Here is a 20,348-nt window from a genome sequence, read left to right as displayed (position 1 = left end):
ATGTGATGAAGCAGCGATTCAAACCAGCAACGCGCAAAGCACGTAAGGCTGCCGCCGGAGTCAAGCTGCAACACCCCGAATCACCGCAAGAATACAACTACCGCGTCACGCCAGAGATCGCTCAGTTATAAAATTGGCGTCCCCCGGAGTCGATGTCCGCGCCGATCCGTGAGCAGCTATTGTTGAAAGTACTTCAAGAACGCCGGGTCATTCGCGGTCGAAGGCAACCAATCGGTCGCAACGTGGTCGTCATTCTGAATCGCATCCCCCACCTTTTTGCAGTACGACTCGACGTCTCGCGTGGTGCCGACCATACCAATCCAGGACGAGAGGGCTCTTGTCAATTTCCAATCCCCGTGACTGCGAACGCCGTTTGGAACGTAGTGATAGAGCTGCCGAAGTAGCGCGCTTCGTAAAAAGTAATCGAGCTGCCCGCGATCTTCGGCTTCTTTACGAAAGCGTCTTTCGACATCAGCAGGTGTCGTGCCAAGTTCTTCGGCGAGTTCGTAGAAGGTCATCGTTTCGTGATTCTGCGCGTGTTCGAACATGGATTCGTACTCGGAGGTGTCGTGGATGATCAGTACCAGAGAATCAACCTGCAGAGCCTTCTCGATGGTCGCCGTACGATGTGCCGCTAAAATGCATTCGCGGGACATCTCCTCGCATAGCATGAGGCGGTAGAAAGCCCGTTTCGCAATTGGTACTGGACTTTGCATTTCCTGCCTCCGTCGTGCGGCTTGTTCGCCAAACGTGCCGTAGCACGTCAACGATGGCATCGCGCGACGCGCCGGACGAATCAGCTCGTTTCAGCGTGTCAACGACGTTTTGAAGAGCGGCGATACCGCGCTGTCGCTTCACACGCATCGAAGCCCAACAAGTTTCGCCAGTCCGCCGATCGGGTTGATTCCTAGAATGGTATTCGCTGAATTTTGTCTGGCGACGTGAGGCAACGCATCGCTTGGAGCAAAGCCCCAGATTTTGCTTGCTGCCCTATTAGGGTTGAAGTTGCTCGAAAATCATATTCCCCCAAAACGAAAATGGATGTTGATACGCGTCCATGTCTAGGTCGCGAAACGCATCAGCGAATTGTTTCCACGCAGGACTCGATTCTTGCCGTGGTCCAATGGTGGCTAAGTTTTCATGCAACGCAATGAACAGTCTTGAAGCCCTGCCCAGTTGCCCGACGGAAGAGGTTAGATAGATCGGTTCGGATTCTGTGTTCTCATCTTCGGCAACCATGGATACAAGACTAGTGGTCGGTGACACGACCACGAAATAGACGCTGGTCGAGAACGGGTTTTCTTGGCTGTATCGCCCAATGCGCAGCTGGGGTTTCTCCTTCCCTACCCGGACGGCTGCCAAGTCCTCGTTCCCAAGTTCAGAAAAATCAAATCGATAGTGGGGACCATTTCGCGTGGCGGACCAAGTGATCTGCCGAGGGATTCCTTCCTCCGATAACGGTTTTAGTACGGGGAGTCGGTTCGTAATCGTTTCTTTTGGCCAGGCAGGGTCGATCACAGTTGTAGTTCTCCCAGTGCCTTCAGTTTGGCTTCACATCCAAGGGCTGAAAGAGGATTTCTGGACGTGATGTAGGTCCACGAGAACGTAATCGTAGCAATCGGAATAGGCGCGTTTGGCGTTCGCTGGATCAATGACTTGCTTCTGTGGTGCAAATTGCACCGACATCCTCTGAATGGAGGCTGGTTGTCTTTCTTCTGACGCTCTTGAATCACTTCGTCTTGGTTACCCGAACTTCGACGAACTCAGGCACTGCGACGTTTGCACCATCTCGATCGCCAATTCAGGAAGATCCATCTCGACCAACAGTGCTATCAGTTCGTATCCGTTGGCTCGCGCATCCGCCGTCGAAATCGCAAGCTTGCGGTAGATCGGCCGTTGCGGCGCTTGCGAATCCGCCTGCTTTGATCCATCCAGCGAAGGCGGCGAGATGGCTTGAGTGTCGGATGCACAAATGAGTCCGCGTACCTTTTCGCATTTCTCTCGAACGATTTCGTCGAGCGGGCTTTTCTGGTCAAGCTGAGCCCGAAATGAAATCACTTATGGATCGAGTGACTCGTCTACTGGTGCCGCAGTTCGCTGTGATTTAGTCTGGTTCATGGCGTGTTCTTGTGCCCACGTTGGGCCGTTGAAGGGTGATAGTTTCAACAGGATACGCCGCCTTTTTTCTTTCCTTGAAGAACACAATTTTTGATCATATCTCACGCCGCGACTGGCTACCCTTCTCCTTCGGTAACGTCCATCGTCGCGGCGGGTTAAATCACGCAGAGTGAAACGCATCATCTTCTAACGGAACTCTGTATCTCCAATCGAACGGGAACGCATTTTCTCGTTCAATCCCTAACGCTGTGAATGTCTCCGGTGAATCGTGTTCATACCAACTGCCGTCGATATTCCAGTAGACAGTCAGAAGAGTTCCGCCAGCGCCGGTGTCAACACGAAAGACCGAACGCAACGAGCTACCTGCTCTCAACGTTGTTTCACCGCCAACCCAATAGATTCCATCATCTTTGGGCACAACCCCAACGGTCTTGACCTCCGCCTTCCCATCGTTTCCAACCTCTCTGAGGACGAATGAACCAGACGACTCAACCAAGTTCAATCGTCGCCGAAGTTCATCATGGTTTACTTTCATTGCTTCATTCCCTAATTCGATTGAAACGATCCCGGAACCGGGTTGGTTGTCGGTATGCGACCGCCCGGCCTATAGAATCGGTGTGTGTTAGTATGCAGTTCCCGTAGCTGCAAAACCATGTAGTCTACGGTATCCGTGCCGCCATCGAACAAGGCCTTCTTGTGATGGACAGTATACCCCGGCGGCAGCTCGCCTCGTTGTAGATATCCGCGAATACTTCGCGGGACATTCGGATCGTCAGCTAGCGATCGAAGAAACGCATTGCGTGTTGCTGTATTGCGTACGATCCCCGGGCTTGGCCCCAACATGAGCTGCCCGTTTTCCAAGTGCATCTGCGGAAGATCGCCTGCTCGATTAGGATTCCTTACGACTTGCGTTTGTCCGCCAACATTGCGGTAGTGATATCCTTCAGGAAGACTAGGCAGCTCACCACTGTTTGGGTCTCCGCCAGGGTATCCCCGTGAGTTGTGTGTCAGCACACCGGCCTCGCCTACGTAGTAGACGTGTTCGGCGTGGACTTCGAGGTTGTAGACAGGCTCGGGGCCGGGGCGAGCGAGCTTGTTTAGGACTCGCTTCGTTTCGCCTGAGTAGGTTTGAACACGATCGCCAAGGTTCAGCTTCCCGGCCTGGACGTAGTTCTGGCGGTCGACGGACCAGAACGGGTGATTGCTCGTCGTGCCGATGAACTCTGAATACTGCCGTCACCGATCAATAGGTCAATGACATCGCCGCTGGTGTGATGAAACGTTGCGGTGGCAACTTGTCCCGTTCCCGCCGCGACGGAAACACACGGCGTGATCTCGTTCACCAGCGCGGGGCCTTCGATTGCTAGTTCAGGAAGATCCATCTCGACCAGCAGTGCCGTCAGTTCGAATCCGTTGGCTCGTGCATCCGCATTCGAAATCGCAAGCTTGCGGTAGAGCGGCCGTAGCGGCGAAAACGGCACTTGCGACTCGGCCCGGTTCAATCCATCCAGCGAAAGCGGAGAGATGGCTTGTATGTCAGATGCGTCGGTTGCGAGAAATTGAACCTGATCCAGCACCCAAGGTTCAGGACGCAGCATTTCGATGCGCAGTTCCGATCCATCGTCTTTGGGCATCACTAGCGACAGCTTGATCCAATCGCCCCAACTTGGCTCTATCCAGGCCTCACGCTCGTCCTGCGAGACTTGCAGATTGTGTGCCAGTACACGATCGCCAACGCGAAGTTGCTCGATCGGTTTTGTGGTTGCAGCGACCTTTGCAGCGGTTGCAGGTTCAGCTTTGGCACTCACGGACTGGCTGCGTCCGGCTCGGTTGGGCACCAGAAATCCTGACGCTGTTATCAGCGACGTGAAAAGCAGCAAGGCAACAATCGCTGTCCTCCGCATATCCACACGGGATTCAATGGCACGCCGACCGCTCCCCATTTCAAATCACTCCAAATTCTGTCAGTCGCAATTCGCCCCCTGCCGCTATGGGGCGCAATTCTAACAACCAACAGTCGATCAGTGCGTCATGGTGTTGATTAGGTAGTAAGTCGGTGGAATGATTGGCGGCGGCGCAACACTCAAGGCGCAATTCGTTCTACCGCGGAGGACGCTGGGGACCGCGGAGTTGAGGCAGCAACACCCTCTGCGGTAAAAATTCTCGGATAGGCTGGTTGTGGAGCCTTACCGATCATTTCGCTTTGGTACTTAGGTGGAGACGGGGCACGAGCTAAGGGAGTAGCTTGGCGGAGATTCCTGGACCGCGTGTTTCTCCCTTCGAGGTCAAATTGACTAACCCAGAGAAGCTGCCAGATCGCGGAGCCCCTACCCAGCAATCTACAGAGGCACATTACGGTATCGCGGGCGGTAACAAACTGGCGAAAACCGTGGAATCTGCTAGCAAAACCGATTCGCTAAAACCCAATAAAAAACGGCCAGTGTCGTCCAGATTGGTCGACATTGGCCGTATTGAGTACACCCGGAGGGATTCGAACCCCCAACCCTCGGTTCCGAAGACGTGACAAGCGTTCCTTACGCGTTCCGGACGCTTCGAAAACCCCGTGATTCACGGGGTTTTATTTTTCACCACCTTTCGACAACACTTCAACCAGCCGCAGATTTCGTTAATAAGTGGGGGGATAAGTAGGGGGAAATCTCGAAGCCCGCGTCAAAGGTCCTTTTATCGGTCTCGTGCATCTGGCGCTCCGCGCGCCTCCCTGAAGTCCCCCCACTAATCCGATTTCGCCACTGACCGGAGACATCCAACATAGTACGTCAGAGCGTCCTCAAACGCTTGCAAAAGTAGAGTCCACCGAAATACTCACCTGAGCCGGCCGGCACGGCCCCGCTTCCACCAACTGATCCGGAGGACGATTTCGAGCGGCGGATGACTGAGTACTTCGATCAGCAACACGACCAAGCCCCAGAACTGAAACGTTGAATGCGATTGCAGTGCAATCCGACGATCGAAATTCAGACCGAAATAGTGGAGCCAACCCTTTTACTTCATTTCCCGGGACACCACGCACTGTGATACATTGGCAGTCCGTTTCAATTGTCGATATCTCGTCGCATCGTCTCGGCAATCGTGTTTCTTGTTCGCTTCTCGCCATGGTAGGGAACGATGGCTAAGATCGAAAACGACTGGTACGACTTAAATCAAGATCATGACGCACTGATCGAAGCGGCTCGCATTGCGGTGCAACAGCGCGCATTGTCCAACGTTGTCGGACCGCTTCAAGACGCGATAGCGATGAGCGAGATTGGAGACGACAGCAGAAAACTACCTTCGGGTCTGATTCCAGGGACATGGTCGCAAATTGCTCAAAACCCACGTTTTTTTTGCAATTGGCTCCAGGAGTTATTTCCGATGACGTGCTCAGCACGATTTTGGAAAAACTGGTTGGCTCAGAAAGAGGCTTTCTGCAAATTGCTGAGAAACTTTTTTTCGCCAGAACAACATGCATGGGAACTAGGCCATATTCGAATCGTCTCGGGACGAATGTGCTTCGCAAATGCAGTAGCCCACCGATACGGTGGAGAGGATCTGCCAGAGGGTGAGCCAGATGTACAAGTCAAAGGAACCATCGTCGACTGTTTAGATGACGTTATCAATTTTCAGCCAAAGTACTTAAATGTGTCTGTCCCTCTTTCCCGTGTAAAGTTTCGTCCAAAGCCACAGTTGCATGGGAGAAAGAAGTTGTCTCAGGTATTTGCTGTTGGATTGGACCGCGACGGATTTGCCGGCAACCATCCATTACACACTGAGCAACTCGCATACGGTTGCGACACGATCAATCCGAAAGACCTTGCAAGCGGCGAATTCATACAGTCGCTCTTGGAGGAGGCCGAAACGGATTCGCTTGGCCGACTTTTATACGTCGATACATTTGATATCGTGATGACACGCTACATACCTCTGCACATCGGTGGCGGCGTCACCAGCAACGACATTCAGCAAATAAATTGGAATCTTGGAAAAGCTGACGGTCTTACGACCGGTATTTTGGCTGTACGAACCGCGGGACCGATACCACATGTGTTGATTCCTGGTATTGCTCATGAATTGAAGCGAGTTGCCTCTGAAGCGGATCGGCATGATTGCATGATATCGATGTCATGAGCACAAAGGTACAATCAAAAGACAAATCGAAACACTCACCTAACAAGGCTTCGAAGACGGTCTCTCTGGAGGTAGGCATTCTTTTGGACGGACAGGTGCCAAAGCTCGCACCGCATCCACCGTTGGCTGGTACAGAGCGGGCTTCGTCCATGCCGTTGTTCGAGCATTATCGATACCATCTTTGGTTACTGGTCCGCGATCTTCTCAACCGGCAGGACCACAAGCAACGTCTGCTTTCAAAGGCGTTGTTTGAGTCGGGATGCACGTCTGTCCGCGTAACGTGCCCGTCACGCATATTAAGACGAAGAGGATTCGATGACCACGATCAGCGTTGGGAGCAATTAATCGAGTGTCGCGAGAAGCTGTTCGACCTACTCGAGAATGCGAACGGACACCCCTTTTGCGTAAGCGTAGAAGACGCTTTTCATGTAGTCGCAGCGGAAGATTTTGACAATCCTGGCGATGGCAGTGTAGAGTGCGATGAGGAGACGCCTGGACCGGAAGCCGGCGCAACAGAGGAGGTGACTGATGGACCAGCACAGAATTTTGGGGAGGTTGCCGAAGGGACGCTTCGCGGCCTCGATGTTGCTGCGGAACTCGCTGCACGCAGAAGGGAACTGATGAAGCAGCTCGATGAAACAACGGCAGAATTAACTGGAATGGTCAACGCGGCCATTCGCCAACTGTCTAACAACCCGACCATTGAAAACGCGAACCGTTTTTTTAGAACCTTCGGCGGAATCGAACCCAGCGACGAGGCGAAGAAAGAACTTCGCAAAACAATTAGCGGGATTGTTCGGAGAAAAGAGGGAGTCCTTAAGCACACGAAAGATGGTGAAACCTACCCGGCATATCTGTCAGCAATCAAGAAAAAGGATCGGAAAGGGGTACGTCTTCACGTTGCGAGTGTCGATGGGAACGAACAAAAAGCCGTCGAACAAACAGTGCCCTCCCTCCTCTACTTGGATCCAATCCTCGATCGCTGAAGCGGCAAATATATTTTTTTGCTTGACTTTCTGTCCGGTGGACAGAACACTGGGTCGCTGGCTTCGCCTAGTTGGTGAAGCAGCATTCTGAAACCCCGGAGAAGATCATGAGTGGAAAGACCCAGGCCCAGCAGGGCACCGACTTGGCAAATCGTGGCCAGCAATTGCCAAAGAACGCATCCGATGAGATGCGTCGGAACTACGAGCAAACGCGACAGGCCAACAACGGCAAATAAACGTGCCATCACGCCCCGCTCCCGGAAGGAACCGGGAGGGGGGTTTTTATGCCCGCCCCAAATCAATCCCACCCGGATCAAACCCATGGTGTTCTCTCGCTCGCTACGATGCTTCCCGGAACACTGCCCCGAATGCGGGTTCGTGATGACTGGATGCACCGGTCCCTACAAACCTTTCCGTGTCCGCTGCCGCTTCTGTGGACTCATGGTGACGCTTCGTACTATCCGACTCACGGCGAAAACGAAATGACGCTTAGTAACTCAACGACTGCTGTACGATGCAAAAGAGTAATCAGCCGAAGGCCATCCCCATGAGATTTGGCAAGCAGAGCAAAGGCCGATGCGAAGAAAACGTTCGACCTGTTCTGAGAAAAAGCACTGGCCAAGTACTCTCACGCACGCGACCGCGTGAAAGGACGATTGGTCAGTGCTTCTGACAGTTTACGACTTTCCAGCCGAACACTGGAGTCATCTGAGGACGACCAATCCGATTGAATCAACCTTCGCGACTATTCGAGTTCGTCATCGGAAGACGAGGGGCTGCAAGTTACGGCGAGCGAGTTTTGCGATAGTGATCAAACTTGCGGAATCATAATCTGAGAAGCGACGGAGACGACTTGACAGTCACGAAAAGCAGATTTAGGTCATCGGCGGGCGGTACTTCAAAGGCGGAACCGAGCAGAAAGAACTCGCCGCCCAATGAATTCCCCAGAGCCAAGTGTTTGCGAATATCTCGAAAACATCGCCTTGCAACATGCCCCGTGGGGGTGCGAGAGACAGTTCAGGCAGGGTATTCTTGGAAAGCTATCTGCTAATCGAAATGGAGAAATCTGATGATGAAGACTTGGCCGACTTCTGTCCTGATAATTGGAATCGCGATCTTCGGATCGGCTGCTGCACAATCCGCATCCAACAAGGACCTTGTTGAGAAATTTGATAATACCGTCGGTCAAACGATGGTGCTGATCAAGCCTGGAAAGTTCACGATGGGTTCACCGCTCGACGAATTGGGACGCGACAAAGAGGAGGCTCCGCACGAGGTCCAGATCACAATTCCCTTCTATATGTCAACAACGGAGGTGACCCAAAAACAATGGATTGATGTGATGGGGACCCGTCCTTTTGGTGAAAAATCGAATTCATTCAAACGGATCGGCGACAATTACCCAGCTATCTACATCGACTGGGAGGAGGCACAGGAATTCTGCAAGAAGCTGAGTGAGAAAGAGGGAATGAAGTACACTTTACCCACGGAGGCCCAATGGGAGTTTGCTTGTCGAGCCGGTCGCAGTACACCGTTCAACCATACCATCAACCGACGTTATCCCTACAAGGACGTCTGGTGCTACGAACGGATCAGGGCCCTAAACGAAAAAGGGAACAACCGCCAGGCACGTGAAGTCGGTCAGTTAAAACCCAACAAGTGGGGTCTCTACGACATGCACGGGAACGTCTGGGAATGGTGCAGCGACTTCTACGATGACGAGTACTACGAGAATTCCGAGACGTTTGATCCTTCCGGACCCGAATTTGGAGACGACCGGAGGGTCCTTCGGGGCGGTGCCTACAAGGATAAGTTAGAGCTTTGCCGCAGTGCCCAACGCGGTTCGGGACGAAAAAGTCAGGGTAGTTCCCATATTGGTTTCCGTGTTGTCGCTGTTCCAGGGTCCGAGAAAGGCGAGTGAAACGCATAGCCCGCAAGAACCGTCAGCAAACGCGAATTACCACCTGGTTAAAACTTTCCCTGGTGGCCATTGGTGCTGCCCTGTTTACAGGTTGTTCAGCAGTCGAATTTGTCCGCCTTCCCGACGCGAAATATCTCGATCGTTCTGATTACTTTGTCGGAACAGTCACGATCCAAGGTAAAGATAATAACGGATCATCGGTTAGCTCATCACTTCTTTTTGGTGAGCCTCAAGCTGATGGACGACGACGACTCATTCAAAGCGTTCGTCTAGCTGACGATGTGAAATCCAGGCGGTCGAAGCGAGCCAAAAAAGATGACCTATTTGACAGGACGGCCTATCTCTACAACATCGAGGGAATCCGGTATCTCCTATTCGTTCAGGAGAAAGAAAATCGGACTGATCATTTTACGCCGGTTCGGGTGAGCTACCGAAAGCGAAAGCTTTCATTCGAAATACCAGACTTTAGCAAGTTCAAAAAGCATTGGCCGCACGGTGCATTCGATCTGCACTACGAAGACCGCAATATCGAACGGATCGAGCCTGTTTTTGATGGTGACTCCACCCAGATCGCAGAGGCTCTCGGAGATCGAGAGTTGTCGAATCTTCTCTTCGAGGGCTCGGTTGCTTACGTGGTTGATACCCACGAAAACACTCTCGTTTTCCTGGGTCCCGATGGAAAACCGGAAAAGGACGACGGAAAGATCGAAGATGCAAGGATTGCGATGTTGCTGCCTGGTCAGCTTACCCGCAACGCCGTTCTCACGCTCCTCATAGCAACGATCGCGACCGCAGCTTTCGTCACTGTGATAATGACGGGCAAGCTCTTGTTGGATGATCGATTAGTCGGTTCGGCTACTGTCGATTTTCAGCCGAAGATATCCAAACGTGTCCTTATTTTTGGAAGCGTGTCTGCGACTTTGCTGGGGGGCGGCATCCTTGTCGTGGCAATTGTTTTCTCAGGATCGCTAGATTCTTTGACGGTCGGAACACTGCTACCGATCGCGGTCCTTTTCACCATGGCAAGCGTTGCCGTTCTATGGGCGGTCGAGCGGTTCGGTGATTGGACCTGGGAGAAAATCGTTGGCTACCGTTTGCGTTCTGAGGCAGCCGATGAAGCATCGATCGGGGCGGTGGTTGGTTCGGACGCTGACATTCTTCGCTTTGGGGCGATCGCCGGTGTATTGGTTGGCTTCGCTGGTTTGGTTGGTTGCTCTTTCGTCCTGGGATCATCGGAAGCCTGGGCGTGGCGAGTTGTTTTGCTTGTTCTGGTAACCGGCGTCATCTCAGGAACAGCTGCAGGATGGCTCACAATCCAAAATGAACCCCTTGTTCGGCTAGTCAACAGTGCTTTACGTGCGGAGACTGCCAAACGAGCGATTGGGCCGTGCTTTCTCTCATTTCTGATCATTCTGCCGGGCTTGGCACTCAATCATTGGGTTAGCCAAACCATCATGTCGTGGGTGGATACAGGGCTGTCTCATGAGGTGGACGTCGTGATGCCAGGTGTCACCCTTATGCGACCGATCGTGCGTCAACCGACAATGGAGGACGGATTGATTGTTTTCTTGCTCGGTGTTCCTCAAGTAGAAATGGTCGAGTGGAGCACAGATGAGCAGCAGTTCAACATGCGTACGCCCTCCCCATGGAGGGAAACGGTGCTTTCTTTCTTGAAGCTACTCGGAGCCATCGCGACCTGCGTTTTGCTACTACTGATGGCCCGATTGTTCGTGGGAATTTTTCTGAGAGTGGCGGCAACATCGCGTAACACACCAGTGACCTATCAGCCGAGCCTATGACCGTGGAAGTAAAGATGGCTGATGACTTCGAGATTTCCCATCCGTCAGATGTCGCCTGGGTCTGCGAACGAGTTCTGCAATCTGGGAAACGTTTGGAACACAGAATGCCTCAGCCACTAAAAAGTGCGGTTGCTCGTGCCATTTCCGGAACGCTTTTGCTTAAAGAAATTCCGGCAAATGACTCGGCGACGATCGTAGCGTCGCAAGGTCGGACTCTTATTCGCGTTGAAGTTCCAACACCAACTGTCATCGCTACACGGGTTAAGAAGATTGTGGGCCTCGTCGGAGCGAAGTTCGACGGTGGAAAGATTTCTGCTTCGCTGATGGCGTTCACGCTTGGCCAGACAGTCCTGCACAAGGTGAAGGGGCCAGGCACGATTTACTTCGAGTCCACGAGCCGGGCTGTAAAGTGCATTCGGTGTTCAGATGGCGTTGATACATCCTTTGATCCGAGTGCCGTGGTCTGTTTTGGTGCAGATACCGAATTTGTCATCACGTCGGGAAGAGGCTTCTGGAGCCTCTTTGCGGGAAACTGGCAACTTGAATTGAAGAAGGGATGGGTCGTGATTGATGTCGGAGCAGGCGGCGGAAGCGGTTTGGGAATAGTTGGTTTGCTTCGCCGAGCCTACATTCCTTGGTCTTAAAAAAATTAATTTGAGGTAGGAACTGATATGAACCAACACGACCCTGCAACTGCGAAAGTATGGCTCATAAAAACGCAAGAGGGAGAGTTTGGACCAATCTCCCGTAAGGATATGGAGAAGTTGGTCTCTCGTGGAAAGATTCCCCCAGACACGCCTATCCGTCGGACCGACGACGAACACTGGGGTCGCTCTGACCAGATCAATCAATACGGAACCGAAGCTCCTTCGAAAGCTGTTACGAGGCAGCGACCAAATCCTAGAACGTCAGAATCATCGGCTGAAACGGCTGTAAATCCGACAGGCGGACCTACAAACATGGCTGCCGAAGCCGCCTCCAGTGCGGCAGCAAGCGTCAGGGGAATATTCAATGTTGCTGCCGATGCTTCAAAGCTTACCGCGATGAAAGCACGTGATCTGCCAGCTGCAAAGGCGGCGATCGCGCGTAAAGCGATTGAGTTGGGACTTGTACCCGAGACGGACTCTCAGCTCCAACAGATTCGTCAGATTGAGTCCGAAATCGCCAATCTGCAGCAGCCGACACCCATTCCTGATGGGGAATCCGTCGGTCAGAAAACCTCCCGACTTGCAAAGGAAGCGAAGAAGAAAGTGCAAGTCGAGACGACGCGACAACGTCTAGGGAAATCGCATGCAGCTTTGGGAGGTTCGCTCTACGGCTCGATGGCTAATAACCCGCCACCGGGACTGGAGTCAGAAATACAGAAAGCTTCCGCAATTTCAGAGGAGATCAGTGCTTTAGAAAACTCCATCGATTCAAAACCGGGCGACAAGAAGAAAGCTATTCTTGCAGCTGCAGCGATCGGACTGCTTTTGTTGATCGGTGGCGGGATGTATTTCTTTGGCGGCGGAGACGACTCCGACATGTCGTTTGCAAGCTCTGCGACTCCTGCTGCTCAGCCTAACACCGCGACGCCCGAAACTTCTGGCGGAGGCGACTTTGAGCAGCGAGAGGCAGCTCGGATCGCAGAAGAACGCCGGCGAATGGAAGAGCAAAAACGCTTAGCGGCTGAACGGGAAGAGAAACGCCGTGAAGAGGAACAAATAGCCCTTGCGAAAATGGAGCAAGAGCGAAAGGAACGCGAAGCACGCAAACGGGCAGCAGAAGAGAAGGACCGGCGTGAAGCCGCTGCGAAAGCCGAAGCGGAACGTCAGCGCATCCTTGCAAGGCAAAAAACGATCGAAGACGCGATGAAGCGTCCCGACGACTGGTTGTTGGTAAGACGTCCCTCTCCCGATTCAAAGGTCTTAGGGCGCAATGTCGAGGTTGTTGATGCAAAGACGTTCGAGTCCCTTGGATCAGTCAACTACTTTGGCGAAAGCGTATCGCCAGTGATCGGATCCGCTGCCTTGTCCAGCCCAGGAACCAGGTCATTTGAACGGTTTGGCGTTCTTGAAAGACCAGGCTCCATTTGGAACCCCGTCGTCAGCGATGCGTTCCCCACTCATAAAGCCGAAAGGGAGATCATCTACTCCGAGGATCGAGTTCGCTGTCTCAAAATTGAGGATGGCGATTTAGTGAGAGGTGTCCTCAATTGGAAACAAGGAGCAGAGAATTTCGAAGGGAAGATTACGAACATTGGACTTGTTGATAAGTTTAAGCTTCTGCGTTGGCGGGGAAACACCTTGACGATGCAAAATCCCTCGAACCCCACAAACCCGATTGTCGAAATCAACCTCATTTCAGGTGATTTTTCGGAACGCCCGCCGGGACCGTTTGAAGAGCTTTCCGGAGCAATTCATCTCACTGATGGTTTGCGTCTACAAGCCACAGGTGATCGGTTGCGATTCGTAAACCTTGCATCTCTTGAAGTACGCGATCTGCCCAACAAAAAGTACCTTCCACACCCGGGTGTACCCGGCAAGAAAGATGCGACCTCCATTCCTTTGATTGGTGCCCCGAGATTAGTTGATGGCGATAGCTGGCGTCGGGCCATTGGAAATGACGTGAAGATGGTAGGCGAGGACGTTTGTGTGGCCACAACCGGAGACCGAAAGCTTCTTGCCATTCACATTCCGACAATGCGAACAAAGAGTATCGACCTCGGGTTTGGTGATCAAATTCCGGTTAGAGGACGCCGTTCAGGACGCGTCAGAATTCTTGACGTGGCAGGCAAAAAAGTTATCTGTCAACTCCTTAGTGATGATGCAGCCAATGCATCGGAAGAGCTTTACACATACAAGCTTGTTGACCTCGGTACGGGTACCACTACTCCATTGCCACCAACTTGTTTTCAAGCGACCTGGATTGATGACAATCACTTCGTTTACCTCGTGGAGGAGGGTGGTGTTGGAGACATTGGGGTCTGGTTACATAGTGTGGATACTGCGAGCGATCAACGACTGTCCGCTCGGCCGGAATTCGGAAGCTTTGTCCTATCGTCCGATAATCAAACGATGTTAGCAGATTTGGGCAGTTGGCAACGTGTCGACCTGTCATCGGGGGAAGTTCGCACCGTGGATGCCCTCGCGGAAGCTACACGCGTGGTGCGTTTCGCTACTCCGATCGATCTGGATTTGTACGCTGATATTCAATCGGCCTGGGGATCGTGGAACGCACCTGAGTATTTCGCCATTGAACAATCCTCGATTCCTGGGTTCGACGGCAAAGAGTTTGAACTCGCCAATCTAATCAATAGCTATGACGGCACGGTTCGTGAGGCGATGAAGCAGATTGTTGCAACTCAATCTCGAGTCGATCGGTGTCTCGACATGGTCGCGTATTTAAAGTTGATTGCTCCGGTTGTCACGCAGATGGCTGCAGAAGGGAATGATGTGGACTCCATCACCAACGGGGGAAGATACGAGTTTCCGGTCAGCGATGAGCTTGATTCGTGCATTGACGAAGATCATCTCCGCATCCTTATCTATGACAGATGCTATGAATACGCGACTCGGCACGCATTTGCCAATCCGCAACAGCTTTCCGACGTTGAAAAGGAAAAAATTTCGAGGAACTGTTTGAAGACCGTTGAAAAGTGCATGCGCGACCGTGGCATCAAATCGGTTCTTGTTAAAGGTCTTATCCTTCACAACACGAAGTCGCTGACAGTGTTCGGATCGAAGGTTCTGCAAATCTACTCTCAGATTAGCCGCTGATGGTTTGCGGCCTTATACGTCACCGAATTCGCCGTTGTTGAGTGCCAAGAGCAATGCGACTCGAGCCGAGGTGGCGTTGTTGGCGAATTTGCTTCCGCGAAACGAGGTCAGGTGTCGCTGCACTGCACCGTCTATTCCCCATTGCACCGTCAGGTGCCAGACCTGTTCTTCGTTGCGATCTTGTTCCGCAAGAATTCCCAAGTCCTGGGTGCTTTGATAGAGGATGGAGTACACGATCGCGTACCGCAACCGATTGGGTGTCACGAGAAAGTAACGACTGACAAACGTGATCCCCGCTAACCAATACGCCAGAGCCGCTGTAATCGCTGTCCGGGTCCAGGTTCCAAAGAGAAGCTGTTCAAACGGAATACCAAGCGATCGTTCGTAGTTGGCTTGCCAGAACTTGAAAAAGGCAATGATCACGACGATGACCGCGAATATCGCTCCCCGTCGATGGCGTTCCAGCATGTTCGGAGAACAGAAAATGAACCAATTGCCACCGTTGCCCCGCATGATCAGCGGCCACCGTCCAGTCGCGGGGTGCTGGTAACGGTGAAAGCCGCAGCGACGGGCAATGAATTCGACTAAACTGGCCATGACTCCGGAGATATAAAACACAAGGCTCGTACAACGCCAACCACCGCACGATTGTAGCTTTCTGAGACGGGAAAATCGCCATGGACATGCAAGCCGAGGAGAAACGGAAGAAAGAAGCCGAGGAACTACGTCGTAAGAAAAAGTCCGACATGCTGGCCGAGCACCGAAAAGCCAAACAAAAAGAAGCGGACGAGCTAAAGAAGATCACTGATCAGCAAGAGGCTCTGAGACGCGAAGAGGATAATCGAAAATCCACCATGCTCGATCGGATTAACGGCAAGGAGCAGGAGCGTAAACGTGAGAATGAAAAACGACAGCAGGAGTTGCGAGAATCCGCTGACAAGCAGAAAGACCACATTCAAGAACAGAACAAGCGACGTGAGCAGCAAAAAAAGCTTCAGGAAGAGCGTCACGACAAAGAAAGACAAGACGAGGCGACTCGAGCAGAACAGCTTTCGCGTGGCGAACCTCACATCTTGATGCCAAAGGAAATTCAACGAGAACTCGACGAGCAACGAGGGAAGCAGAATGACGAGCTTGTGGCGATGCAGGAAAAGATTGGTGACAAGGAACCCACGCTTGAACAGCAAAACGAGTTGTTGAAGAAGACCGCCGAACACGACATCCAGCAGAAAAAGCTTTCAGATCACCTTCACTCACAGGGACGCGGGGGGCGTAGCAACGATCGTGTTCAGGGCCAAGAAGTCAATGACGGTGGGGACGACGGCGGTGGTGGAAATCCGCCACCCGCCCAACAGCTACAGCCGCGTAAGCGACGCGGTCCAGAACTCACTATGTAGAGGTGGGGAACCGGACTTTTGACAACGGATTCTTGAGTGTGAGACAATGAAGAATGACACTTCATTTCTCTCAACGCTTTAGCACCTACTATCCTCTCGACCCACTGCTCTCCGGGTTTCTCGAAAAGCATCTCGTAAAAGCTCGATTTATGGTCGAGATGCAAACCATCTTTGTCGAGCTTCACAAGCTCATGCGAAATGAATTTCGTTTTCATCGGTGGGGATTGTATTGGGTTTGTTTGTTCAACACGCACTGGCACCAAGATCGGGACGACAACCAATTTCAGTTTCATTTTCACCATGGTGAGGACGGTCAGCCGGCAACGATCACGGTTACTCGAGGACGCAATGCGGTTTTGATGTTATCGCAGAGAACAGAGTCCAAGAATTGGAAGATGAAAGAGTTTTGGTTCCGTGGTGAACTTTCAACGACCGGATGGCACTTGCACTTCGAGAAGTCCAAGTGGGATCCACTTAGCGTTGACGACCAGGTCCTGATGGAACTCTCTAACAGCAATCACACGCACCTGTTCGACATCAACGATCTTGTGAAGCTTTAAGTCCATGAATCACGGTGCCATTAGGTCCATGTGCTTGTCGTAATAGACCTTCTGCAAAATCACCGGATTCATCCCTGACACAAACACCAGTTGCCGGTTGAGCGGGTCTTCCCGAGCAAACAACATGGCGACTTCATGTGGAGCGAGCAGTTCGCTCATTTCACTTCTCCGGCGGTGCGTTGATGGGTTCGAAGCAGCCGACTTCGCGTTTGCAAAACTCGGATCGGACACCATCACCGCAATGCGGCCGAGCCTTTTCGAAATCCACTCTGCGGTCGTCGGATCGGTGTTTGCAAAACACTGCACAACGCCGGCGTTGGCAATGAACGTTTCCCAACGATCACCGTAGATTTCCTTGGCTTGTGCCAGGTCCTGCCAGAATGCCCAAAGCTTGAGCCCAAACCCGGCCATCTGTCCTGCAGCGTCCAAAATGGATTGCATGTGACCAAGGGTTGCCATTTCGTCGAGAACCATCAGGACCGAACCCTGCATCTTCTCGCTTCGAGGTGTGATCTCCATGCTCTGAATAGTCAAGTTTACGAGCAAACGATACCACCGGCCGCAGGTGCCCATGTGACGGGCCGGAAGGCACAAATAGACAGTCGTTGGTTCGTTTTTGAGGTCGGAAAGTTCGAAGCTCGATGTTTCCAAACAACGCTTGATCGGTGGCAGATCAAGGAACATTAGGTTGCGGTTGAGCGTGGACAGTACAGAGCCACGCTCGTTATCTGGCTTATCGAAAAAGTCCGACGCGGCTCGTTGAATGAACCCTTCCCCGGATCCGTTGCCCATCATCGCAACTTCGATCTCGTTGCGTTTCTCGTTACCGTCGGCATCAACTTCGCTTGCTCCCATCCGGCTAGCAAGTTCTCGAACGGTGCCCAAGTGCCTTCTGCCGGCAAAATCTGCATGCGTAGCCACGTGGCCTAACAGTCCCCGAAGAACACCCTTGGCCGACTCGGTCCAGTGCGTGTCTTTCGAGCCTTTGTCTGTTACGACAAGGGCGTCGGCAATCAACATCGAAAGCTCGATCAGATTGTCCTCATCGACCATATCGATCGGATTAAAACCACCACGCAGGTTGTCATCGACGTCGCTCACTTTGAACGGATCGAGAACAACCACGTTTTGATAGTGACCATCGCTTCGATACTTCGCCGTCTCAGTCGCCAACTCCCCCTTTGGATCGATCGCAATCACCGAGTGTGGCCACATCAGCATGTTGGGCACGAGGACTGATCGCCCCTTCCCCGATCGGCTTCCCGCCACCGTGAAGACATGCCGGTCGTCAATGTGGCCGACGAAGTCATCACGGGAAGCCCTTGCAAATACCGGCTCCGCTCCAGTGCGTGCATTCGTATCGTGTTCCATCGGTGCATTGATCGCTCCCAGAAACAGTTTGCCGCTCTCAAAAGGAAGACGCTCAGCAATTTCGGCTTGGCTCGCAAAATGCGAGCGTGGAAGATGCCCGGCATACCCTGCGTCTGGTTTTCCTCTGGGAACATCCTCAAAGAGGTCAAACAGATCGTGGCTACTAAGACCCGAAAGATTGTTTCTTTTGCCAAACATTCGATGACAGTTGATATCCTGCAATGGCATACGCTGCTGCTGGTGGCAACCTTCATTGTATTTGACATGCGGTTACCTTTGATACCACCCTAATTGCTAGCCGTATCAGCCTTTGGGTGAATCAGGCCGCGAATATCTGATCCGGTTTCAATTGGGACTTGCCTCTAACTTTGCATCCACACTGATTCGATGGAATAGATCTGTACTCGCGACAAAACCAAAGATCGACTTGTGCAGATGCAACTCCCCGTCTGCGGCGCGATTGAGCATGCCGTTGAAGTAGGCGGCGGGTGAACGTACGGGATGGCTGTCGCGGTCTCTGGCTCGGTCGGTGATCAGGATGCAAAGGGCTGCTCCGGTGCGACCGAGAAGTTCACATCCCCTGCCCCAACTTGCTTGCGAAATCCCCATCTCATTGCGCAGATGGTAAGCCGCTTCAACGATATCGGGCCACGTCGGGTCAAACGGCAAATGTGTCTGAAACCTCTCGCTCGATGCCTCGATTGCCATCTTCAGTTTCACATAATCGATCCCCGAGCTGTGGAACGCGTTAGCTGGTGCTGGCCCCTCGACTACGCTTCCCTGAAAGCAATTAACCGTAGGTTTACCCGTATTTAATTTATTAAATGATTGTTGGGTTGTAGATTTGTAGTAAGCGAACTTTTGTTCGCTCTTGGACGAACTTTTGTGTGTTTCCTGGGGCATAGGAGCACGCTGAGTGCCCTCTTCTGTTTCGGTGGTGTTTTGCTGCGCCAATGAACGAAGATCGCTGTGCAGGGCTTTATGCTCGTCAATTAGGTCTGCTAGACGATCAAGATCGATATGACTGCGGATCTGGATGGCGATCGCATCGTACCGGCTCTGGAATGTCGACAAGAACGGACAAGTCCCCTCTTCCGCCAGTTCGAGCAAGATGCCACGGATCTGACTGCGGTACCACGAGATTTGACGTTTGCGTTCCATCCAAAGTGCGTCACGGGCCTGCTTTTCACGCAGTGTTGCTGCCAGGTCTTCCTGCAGCGAAGCCAGGGGCGTTAATTCGATGCCGTAGGCGTAAAGAATGCGTCCGGTTTCCGGGTGGCGCTGACCATAGCGGCGATGATTGCCGCTGTCGTGCCATGTGATGGCGCCGATGTCGAACAGGGCGCGTTCGAGTTTTTGGATTTGGCGTTCGGAGACACCGAGATCGAGAGCGGTGCGGCTGAGCGATTGGTAGACGATCGGACGACTCCCCTCCTCCCAGTCGACATCGCGCGTATAGGCGAAGTAATAATCGAGAAGCTGGATCATGCGGGGCGTGAAGCCGGCGTGCTTGCCGACCTTCTTGACGAGCAAAAGCAAGTCGTAGCGATTGACGCCCTCCTCCAGGCCGGCGAAGTCATCGCAAAAATCGAGCGACTGGCGATAGGCTTCTGAGCCGACGCGCCCTCCTCCGTGTTGAAATGGCTGCGGGATGTGTATAGCGGAAATATGCTGCATTGATTGACTAGCGCGTCCCCTTCCCGGCTTCGTCGATTGCATCTTGGATGCGGCTGATCAATCAATCGGACAGCACAAAGCACTGCGAATCGATTTTTGATTGCATTCCAAGATGAAACGCGCTAATCTGAAATCCGAGATCATCACTTGCTTTAACGATCGGCGCCTAAACCAGACAGTCAAAGCCAAAGTGAACCACGTTGATTAGCAACATTTCGATTTTCAAAAGGCCACTGCCGGCAAGCAGTGGTCTTTTTTGATTCGAACGATGGGCCTACGGGGTCGCATCCTCCTTGGTTTGGTGTTGTTGGGTGTGGCTGGACGCCACGCGAATCTAAGAGACTTAAAGATAGCTGGCCACGATTCGGCACAAGCTGACAACAACCCTACATGATTCATGCACAAATTTCGAGAACTTTATGCACAGGGTCATGCACAGTGATGACCAGTGGCCACCGCACTGATCTGCACAAACTTGATCAATCCGGTGAACAGTTTCTTGTAACGCGTTGTAATTAAACGGTTTTCTGCCTGCATAGACTGTTCATGTATTGCTTGAACAGGTCAGCCCAGTGATCACCAGCTGGCCATGCCCCCGTGCTGCATAGGGTGAGCAGCGTGTTTCCGCTCATTGGT

Annotated in this window: 18 protein-coding genes and 2 pseudogenes; 11 read left to right on the top strand and 9 right to left on the bottom strand. The window is 52.5% G+C overall.

Annotated features, from left to right (window positions below; all coding sequences use genetic code 11):
- Window positions 1-176 precede the first annotated feature (176 nt).
- The 6 genes and pseudogenes from CGZ80_RS27795 to CGZ80_RS27260 all read right to left on the bottom strand — a co-directional run bounded on the left by CGZ80_RS27795 (window position 177) and on the right by CGZ80_RS27260 (window position 3,926).
- The gene (locus tag CGZ80_RS27795; protein WP_143544202.1) at window positions 177-548 is read right to left on the bottom strand and encodes a hypothetical protein; all 372 of its coding nucleotides are present in this window, start codon (window positions 546-548) and stop codon (window positions 177-179) included.
- Between the two features lie 445 nt (window positions 549-993).
- Window positions 994-1,527, bottom strand: a pseudogene (locus CGZ80_RS27280) (SUKH-4 family immunity protein); the annotation flags it as partial.
- A gap of 216 nt (window positions 1,528-1,743) precedes the next feature.
- On the bottom strand, window positions 1,744-2,058 hold the full coding sequence (locus CGZ80_RS27275; RefSeq protein ID WP_094418833.1) for a hypothetical protein: 315 nt from the start codon (window positions 2,056-2,058) through the stop codon (window positions 1,744-1,746).
- A gap of 220 nt (window positions 2,059-2,278) precedes the next feature.
- A complete protein-coding gene (locus CGZ80_RS27270) occupies window positions 2,279-2,653 on the bottom strand; it encodes a hypothetical protein (protein ID WP_094418832.1) in 375 nt (124 codons plus the stop codon).
- Window positions 2,654-2,664: 11 nt separating this feature from the next.
- On the bottom strand, window positions 2,665-3,336 hold the full coding sequence (locus CGZ80_RS29305; protein WP_094418831.1) for a polymorphic toxin-type HINT domain-containing protein: 672 nt from the start codon (window positions 3,334-3,336) through the stop codon (window positions 2,665-2,667).
- Entirely contained in the window at window positions 3,267-3,926 is a 660-nt protein-coding gene (locus tag CGZ80_RS27260; RefSeq protein WP_146042913.1) for a hypothetical protein, read from the bottom strand. The genes CGZ80_RS29305 and CGZ80_RS27260 overlap by 70 nt, the downstream gene beginning before the upstream one ends.
- 1,318 nt (window positions 3,927-5,244) lie before the next feature.
- Between CGZ80_RS27260 and CGZ80_RS27255 the strand changes: the two genes are divergently transcribed.
- The 8 genes and pseudogenes from CGZ80_RS27255 to CGZ80_RS27230 all read left to right on the top strand — a co-directional run bounded on the left by CGZ80_RS27255 (window position 5,245) and on the right by CGZ80_RS27230 (window position 14,707).
- Window positions 5,245-6,243 (top strand): hypothetical protein, encoded by a 999-nt coding sequence (locus CGZ80_RS27255; protein WP_094418829.1) that lies wholly within the window; start codon window positions 5,245-5,247, stop codon window positions 6,241-6,243.
- A complete protein-coding gene (locus tag CGZ80_RS27250) occupies window positions 6,240-7,229 on the top strand; it encodes a hypothetical protein (protein WP_094418828.1) in 990 nt (329 codons plus the stop codon). The genes CGZ80_RS27255 and CGZ80_RS27250 overlap by 4 nt, the downstream gene beginning before the upstream one ends.
- 107 nt (window positions 7,230-7,336) lie before the next feature.
- Window positions 7,337-7,465, top strand: coding sequence for a hypothetical protein (locus tag CGZ80_RS29055; protein WP_255407731.1), 129 nt, complete (start codon window positions 7,337-7,339; stop codon window positions 7,463-7,465).
- Window positions 7,466-7,883: 418 nt separating this feature from the next.
- Window positions 7,884-8,057 (top strand): annotated as a pseudogene (locus CGZ80_RS28945) (IS256 family transposase); the annotation flags it as partial.
- A 241-nt stretch (window positions 8,058-8,298) separates the two neighbouring features.
- A complete protein-coding gene (locus CGZ80_RS27245) occupies window positions 8,299-9,150 on the top strand; it encodes a formylglycine-generating enzyme family protein (RefSeq protein WP_094418827.1) in 852 nt (283 codons plus the stop codon).
- Entirely contained in the window at window positions 9,147-10,949 is a 1,803-nt protein-coding gene (locus CGZ80_RS27240) for a hypothetical protein (protein ID WP_143544199.1), read from the top strand. The genes CGZ80_RS27245 and CGZ80_RS27240 overlap by 4 nt, the downstream gene beginning before the upstream one ends.
- 14 nt (window positions 10,950-10,963) lie before the next feature.
- Window positions 10,964-11,593: a hypothetical protein gene (locus CGZ80_RS27235; RefSeq protein ID WP_143544198.1), complete on the top strand. Its 630-nt coding sequence runs from the start codon at window positions 10,964-10,966 to the stop codon at window positions 11,591-11,593.
- A gap of 315 nt (window positions 11,594-11,908) precedes the next feature.
- Window positions 11,909-14,707: an MAP7 domain-containing protein gene (locus tag CGZ80_RS27230; RefSeq protein ID WP_143544197.1), complete on the top strand. Its 2,799-nt coding sequence runs from the start codon at window positions 11,909-11,911 to the stop codon at window positions 14,705-14,707.
- A gap of 12 nt (window positions 14,708-14,719) precedes the next feature.
- Here the strand turns inward: CGZ80_RS27230 and CGZ80_RS27225 are convergent, their stop codons facing one another.
- Window positions 14,720-15,304 (bottom strand): hypothetical protein, encoded by a 585-nt coding sequence (locus CGZ80_RS27225; protein WP_094418823.1) that lies wholly within the window; start codon window positions 15,302-15,304, stop codon window positions 14,720-14,722.
- Between the two features lie 80 nt (window positions 15,305-15,384).
- Between CGZ80_RS27225 and CGZ80_RS27220 the strand changes: the two genes are divergently transcribed.
- Both CGZ80_RS27220 and CGZ80_RS27215 read left to right on the top strand, forming a co-directional pair.
- Window positions 15,385-16,104 (top strand): hypothetical protein, encoded by a 720-nt coding sequence (locus CGZ80_RS27220; protein WP_094418822.1) that lies wholly within the window; start codon window positions 15,385-15,387, stop codon window positions 16,102-16,104.
- A gap of 53 nt (window positions 16,105-16,157) precedes the next feature.
- On the top strand, window positions 16,158-16,664 hold the full coding sequence (locus CGZ80_RS27215; protein WP_143544196.1) for a hypothetical protein: 507 nt from the start codon (window positions 16,158-16,160) through the stop codon (window positions 16,662-16,664).
- A 9-nt stretch (window positions 16,665-16,673) separates the two neighbouring features.
- Here CGZ80_RS27215 and CGZ80_RS27210 read toward each other — a convergent pair whose 3' ends face one another.
- Window positions 16,674-18,035 carry a type IV secretory system conjugative DNA transfer family protein gene (locus CGZ80_RS27210; protein ID WP_158222878.1) on the bottom strand — a complete coding sequence of 454 codons (1,362 nt, stop codon included), beginning with the start codon at window positions 18,033-18,035 and terminating at the stop codon, window positions 16,674-16,676.
- On the opposite strand from CGZ80_RS27210, the gene CGZ80_RS28400 reads away from it, so the two are divergent.
- Window positions 17,943-18,326, top strand: a complete 384-nt coding sequence (locus CGZ80_RS28400) for a hypothetical protein (protein ID WP_198953801.1) — start codon at window positions 17,943-17,945, stop codon at window positions 18,324-18,326. The genes CGZ80_RS27210 and CGZ80_RS28400 overlap by 93 nt on opposite strands.
- 54 nt (window positions 18,327-18,380) lie before the next feature.
- On the opposite strand, the gene repC is transcribed toward CGZ80_RS28400, so the two are convergent.
- On the bottom strand, window positions 18,381-19,712 hold the full coding sequence (gene repC / locus CGZ80_RS27205) for a plasmid replication protein RepC (protein ID WP_158222877.1): 1,332 nt from the start codon (window positions 19,710-19,712) through the stop codon (window positions 18,381-18,383).
- Between the last annotated feature and the right edge of the window lie 636 nt (window positions 19,713-20,348).

Origin of the sequence: Rhodopirellula sp. MGV (assembly GCF_002251265.1) — a bacterium.
In the GTDB taxonomy this organism is placed as follows: Bacteria; Planctomycetota; Planctomycetia; order Pirellulales; family Pirellulaceae; genus Stieleria; species Stieleria baltica_A.
This window is presented reverse-complemented; position numbering and strand designations above follow the sequence as displayed.

What these genes read in the sequence shown, in the direction of transcription:
- CGZ80_RS27795 (WP_143544202.1), bottom strand. Translation starts at nt 548, where the DNA reads ATGTTCGAACACGCGCAGAATCACGAAACGATGACCTTCTACGAACTC.
- CGZ80_RS27270 (WP_094418832.1), bottom strand. Translation starts at nt 2,653, where the DNA reads ATGAAAGTAAACCATGATGAACTTCGGCGACGATTGAACTTGGTTGAG.
- CGZ80_RS27255 (WP_094418829.1), top strand. Translation starts at nt 5,245, where the DNA reads ATGGCTAAGATCGAAAACGACTGGTACGACTTAAATCAAGATCATGAC.
- CGZ80_RS27250 (WP_094418828.1), top strand. Translation starts at nt 6,240, where the DNA reads ATGAGCACAAAGGTACAATCAAAAGACAAATCGAAACACTCACCTAAC.
- CGZ80_RS29055 (WP_255407731.1), top strand. Translation starts at nt 7,337, where the DNA reads ATGAGTGGAAAGACCCAGGCCCAGCAGGGCACCGACTTGGCAAATCGT.
- CGZ80_RS27245 (WP_094418827.1), top strand. Translation starts at nt 8,299, where the DNA reads ATGATGAAGACTTGGCCGACTTCTGTCCTGATAATTGGAATCGCGATC.
- CGZ80_RS27235 (WP_143544198.1), top strand. Translation starts at nt 10,964, where the DNA reads ATGGCTGATGACTTCGAGATTTCCCATCCGTCAGATGTCGCCTGGGTC.
- CGZ80_RS27230 (WP_143544197.1), top strand. Translation starts at nt 11,909, where the DNA reads ATGGCTGCCGAAGCCGCCTCCAGTGCGGCAGCAAGCGTCAGGGGAATA.
- CGZ80_RS27225 (WP_094418823.1), bottom strand. Translation starts at nt 15,304, where the DNA reads ATGGCCAGTTTAGTCGAATTCATTGCCCGTCGCTGCGGCTTTCACCGT.
- CGZ80_RS27220 (WP_094418822.1), top strand. Translation starts at nt 15,385, where the DNA reads ATGGACATGCAAGCCGAGGAGAAACGGAAGAAAGAAGCCGAGGAACTA.
- CGZ80_RS27215 (WP_143544196.1), top strand. Translation starts at nt 16,158, where the DNA reads ATGACACTTCATTTCTCTCAACGCTTTAGCACCTACTATCCTCTCGAC.
- CGZ80_RS28400 (WP_198953801.1), top strand. Translation starts at nt 17,943, where the DNA reads ATGCCGGTCGTCAATGTGGCCGACGAAGTCATCACGGGAAGCCCTTGC.
- CGZ80_RS27210 (WP_158222878.1), bottom strand. Translation starts at nt 18,035, where the DNA reads ATGGAACACGATACGAATGCACGCACTGGAGCGGAGCCGGTATTTGCA.
- repC (WP_158222877.1), bottom strand. Translation starts at nt 19,712, where the DNA reads ATGCAGCATATTTCCGCTATACACATCCCGCAGCCATTTCAACACGGA.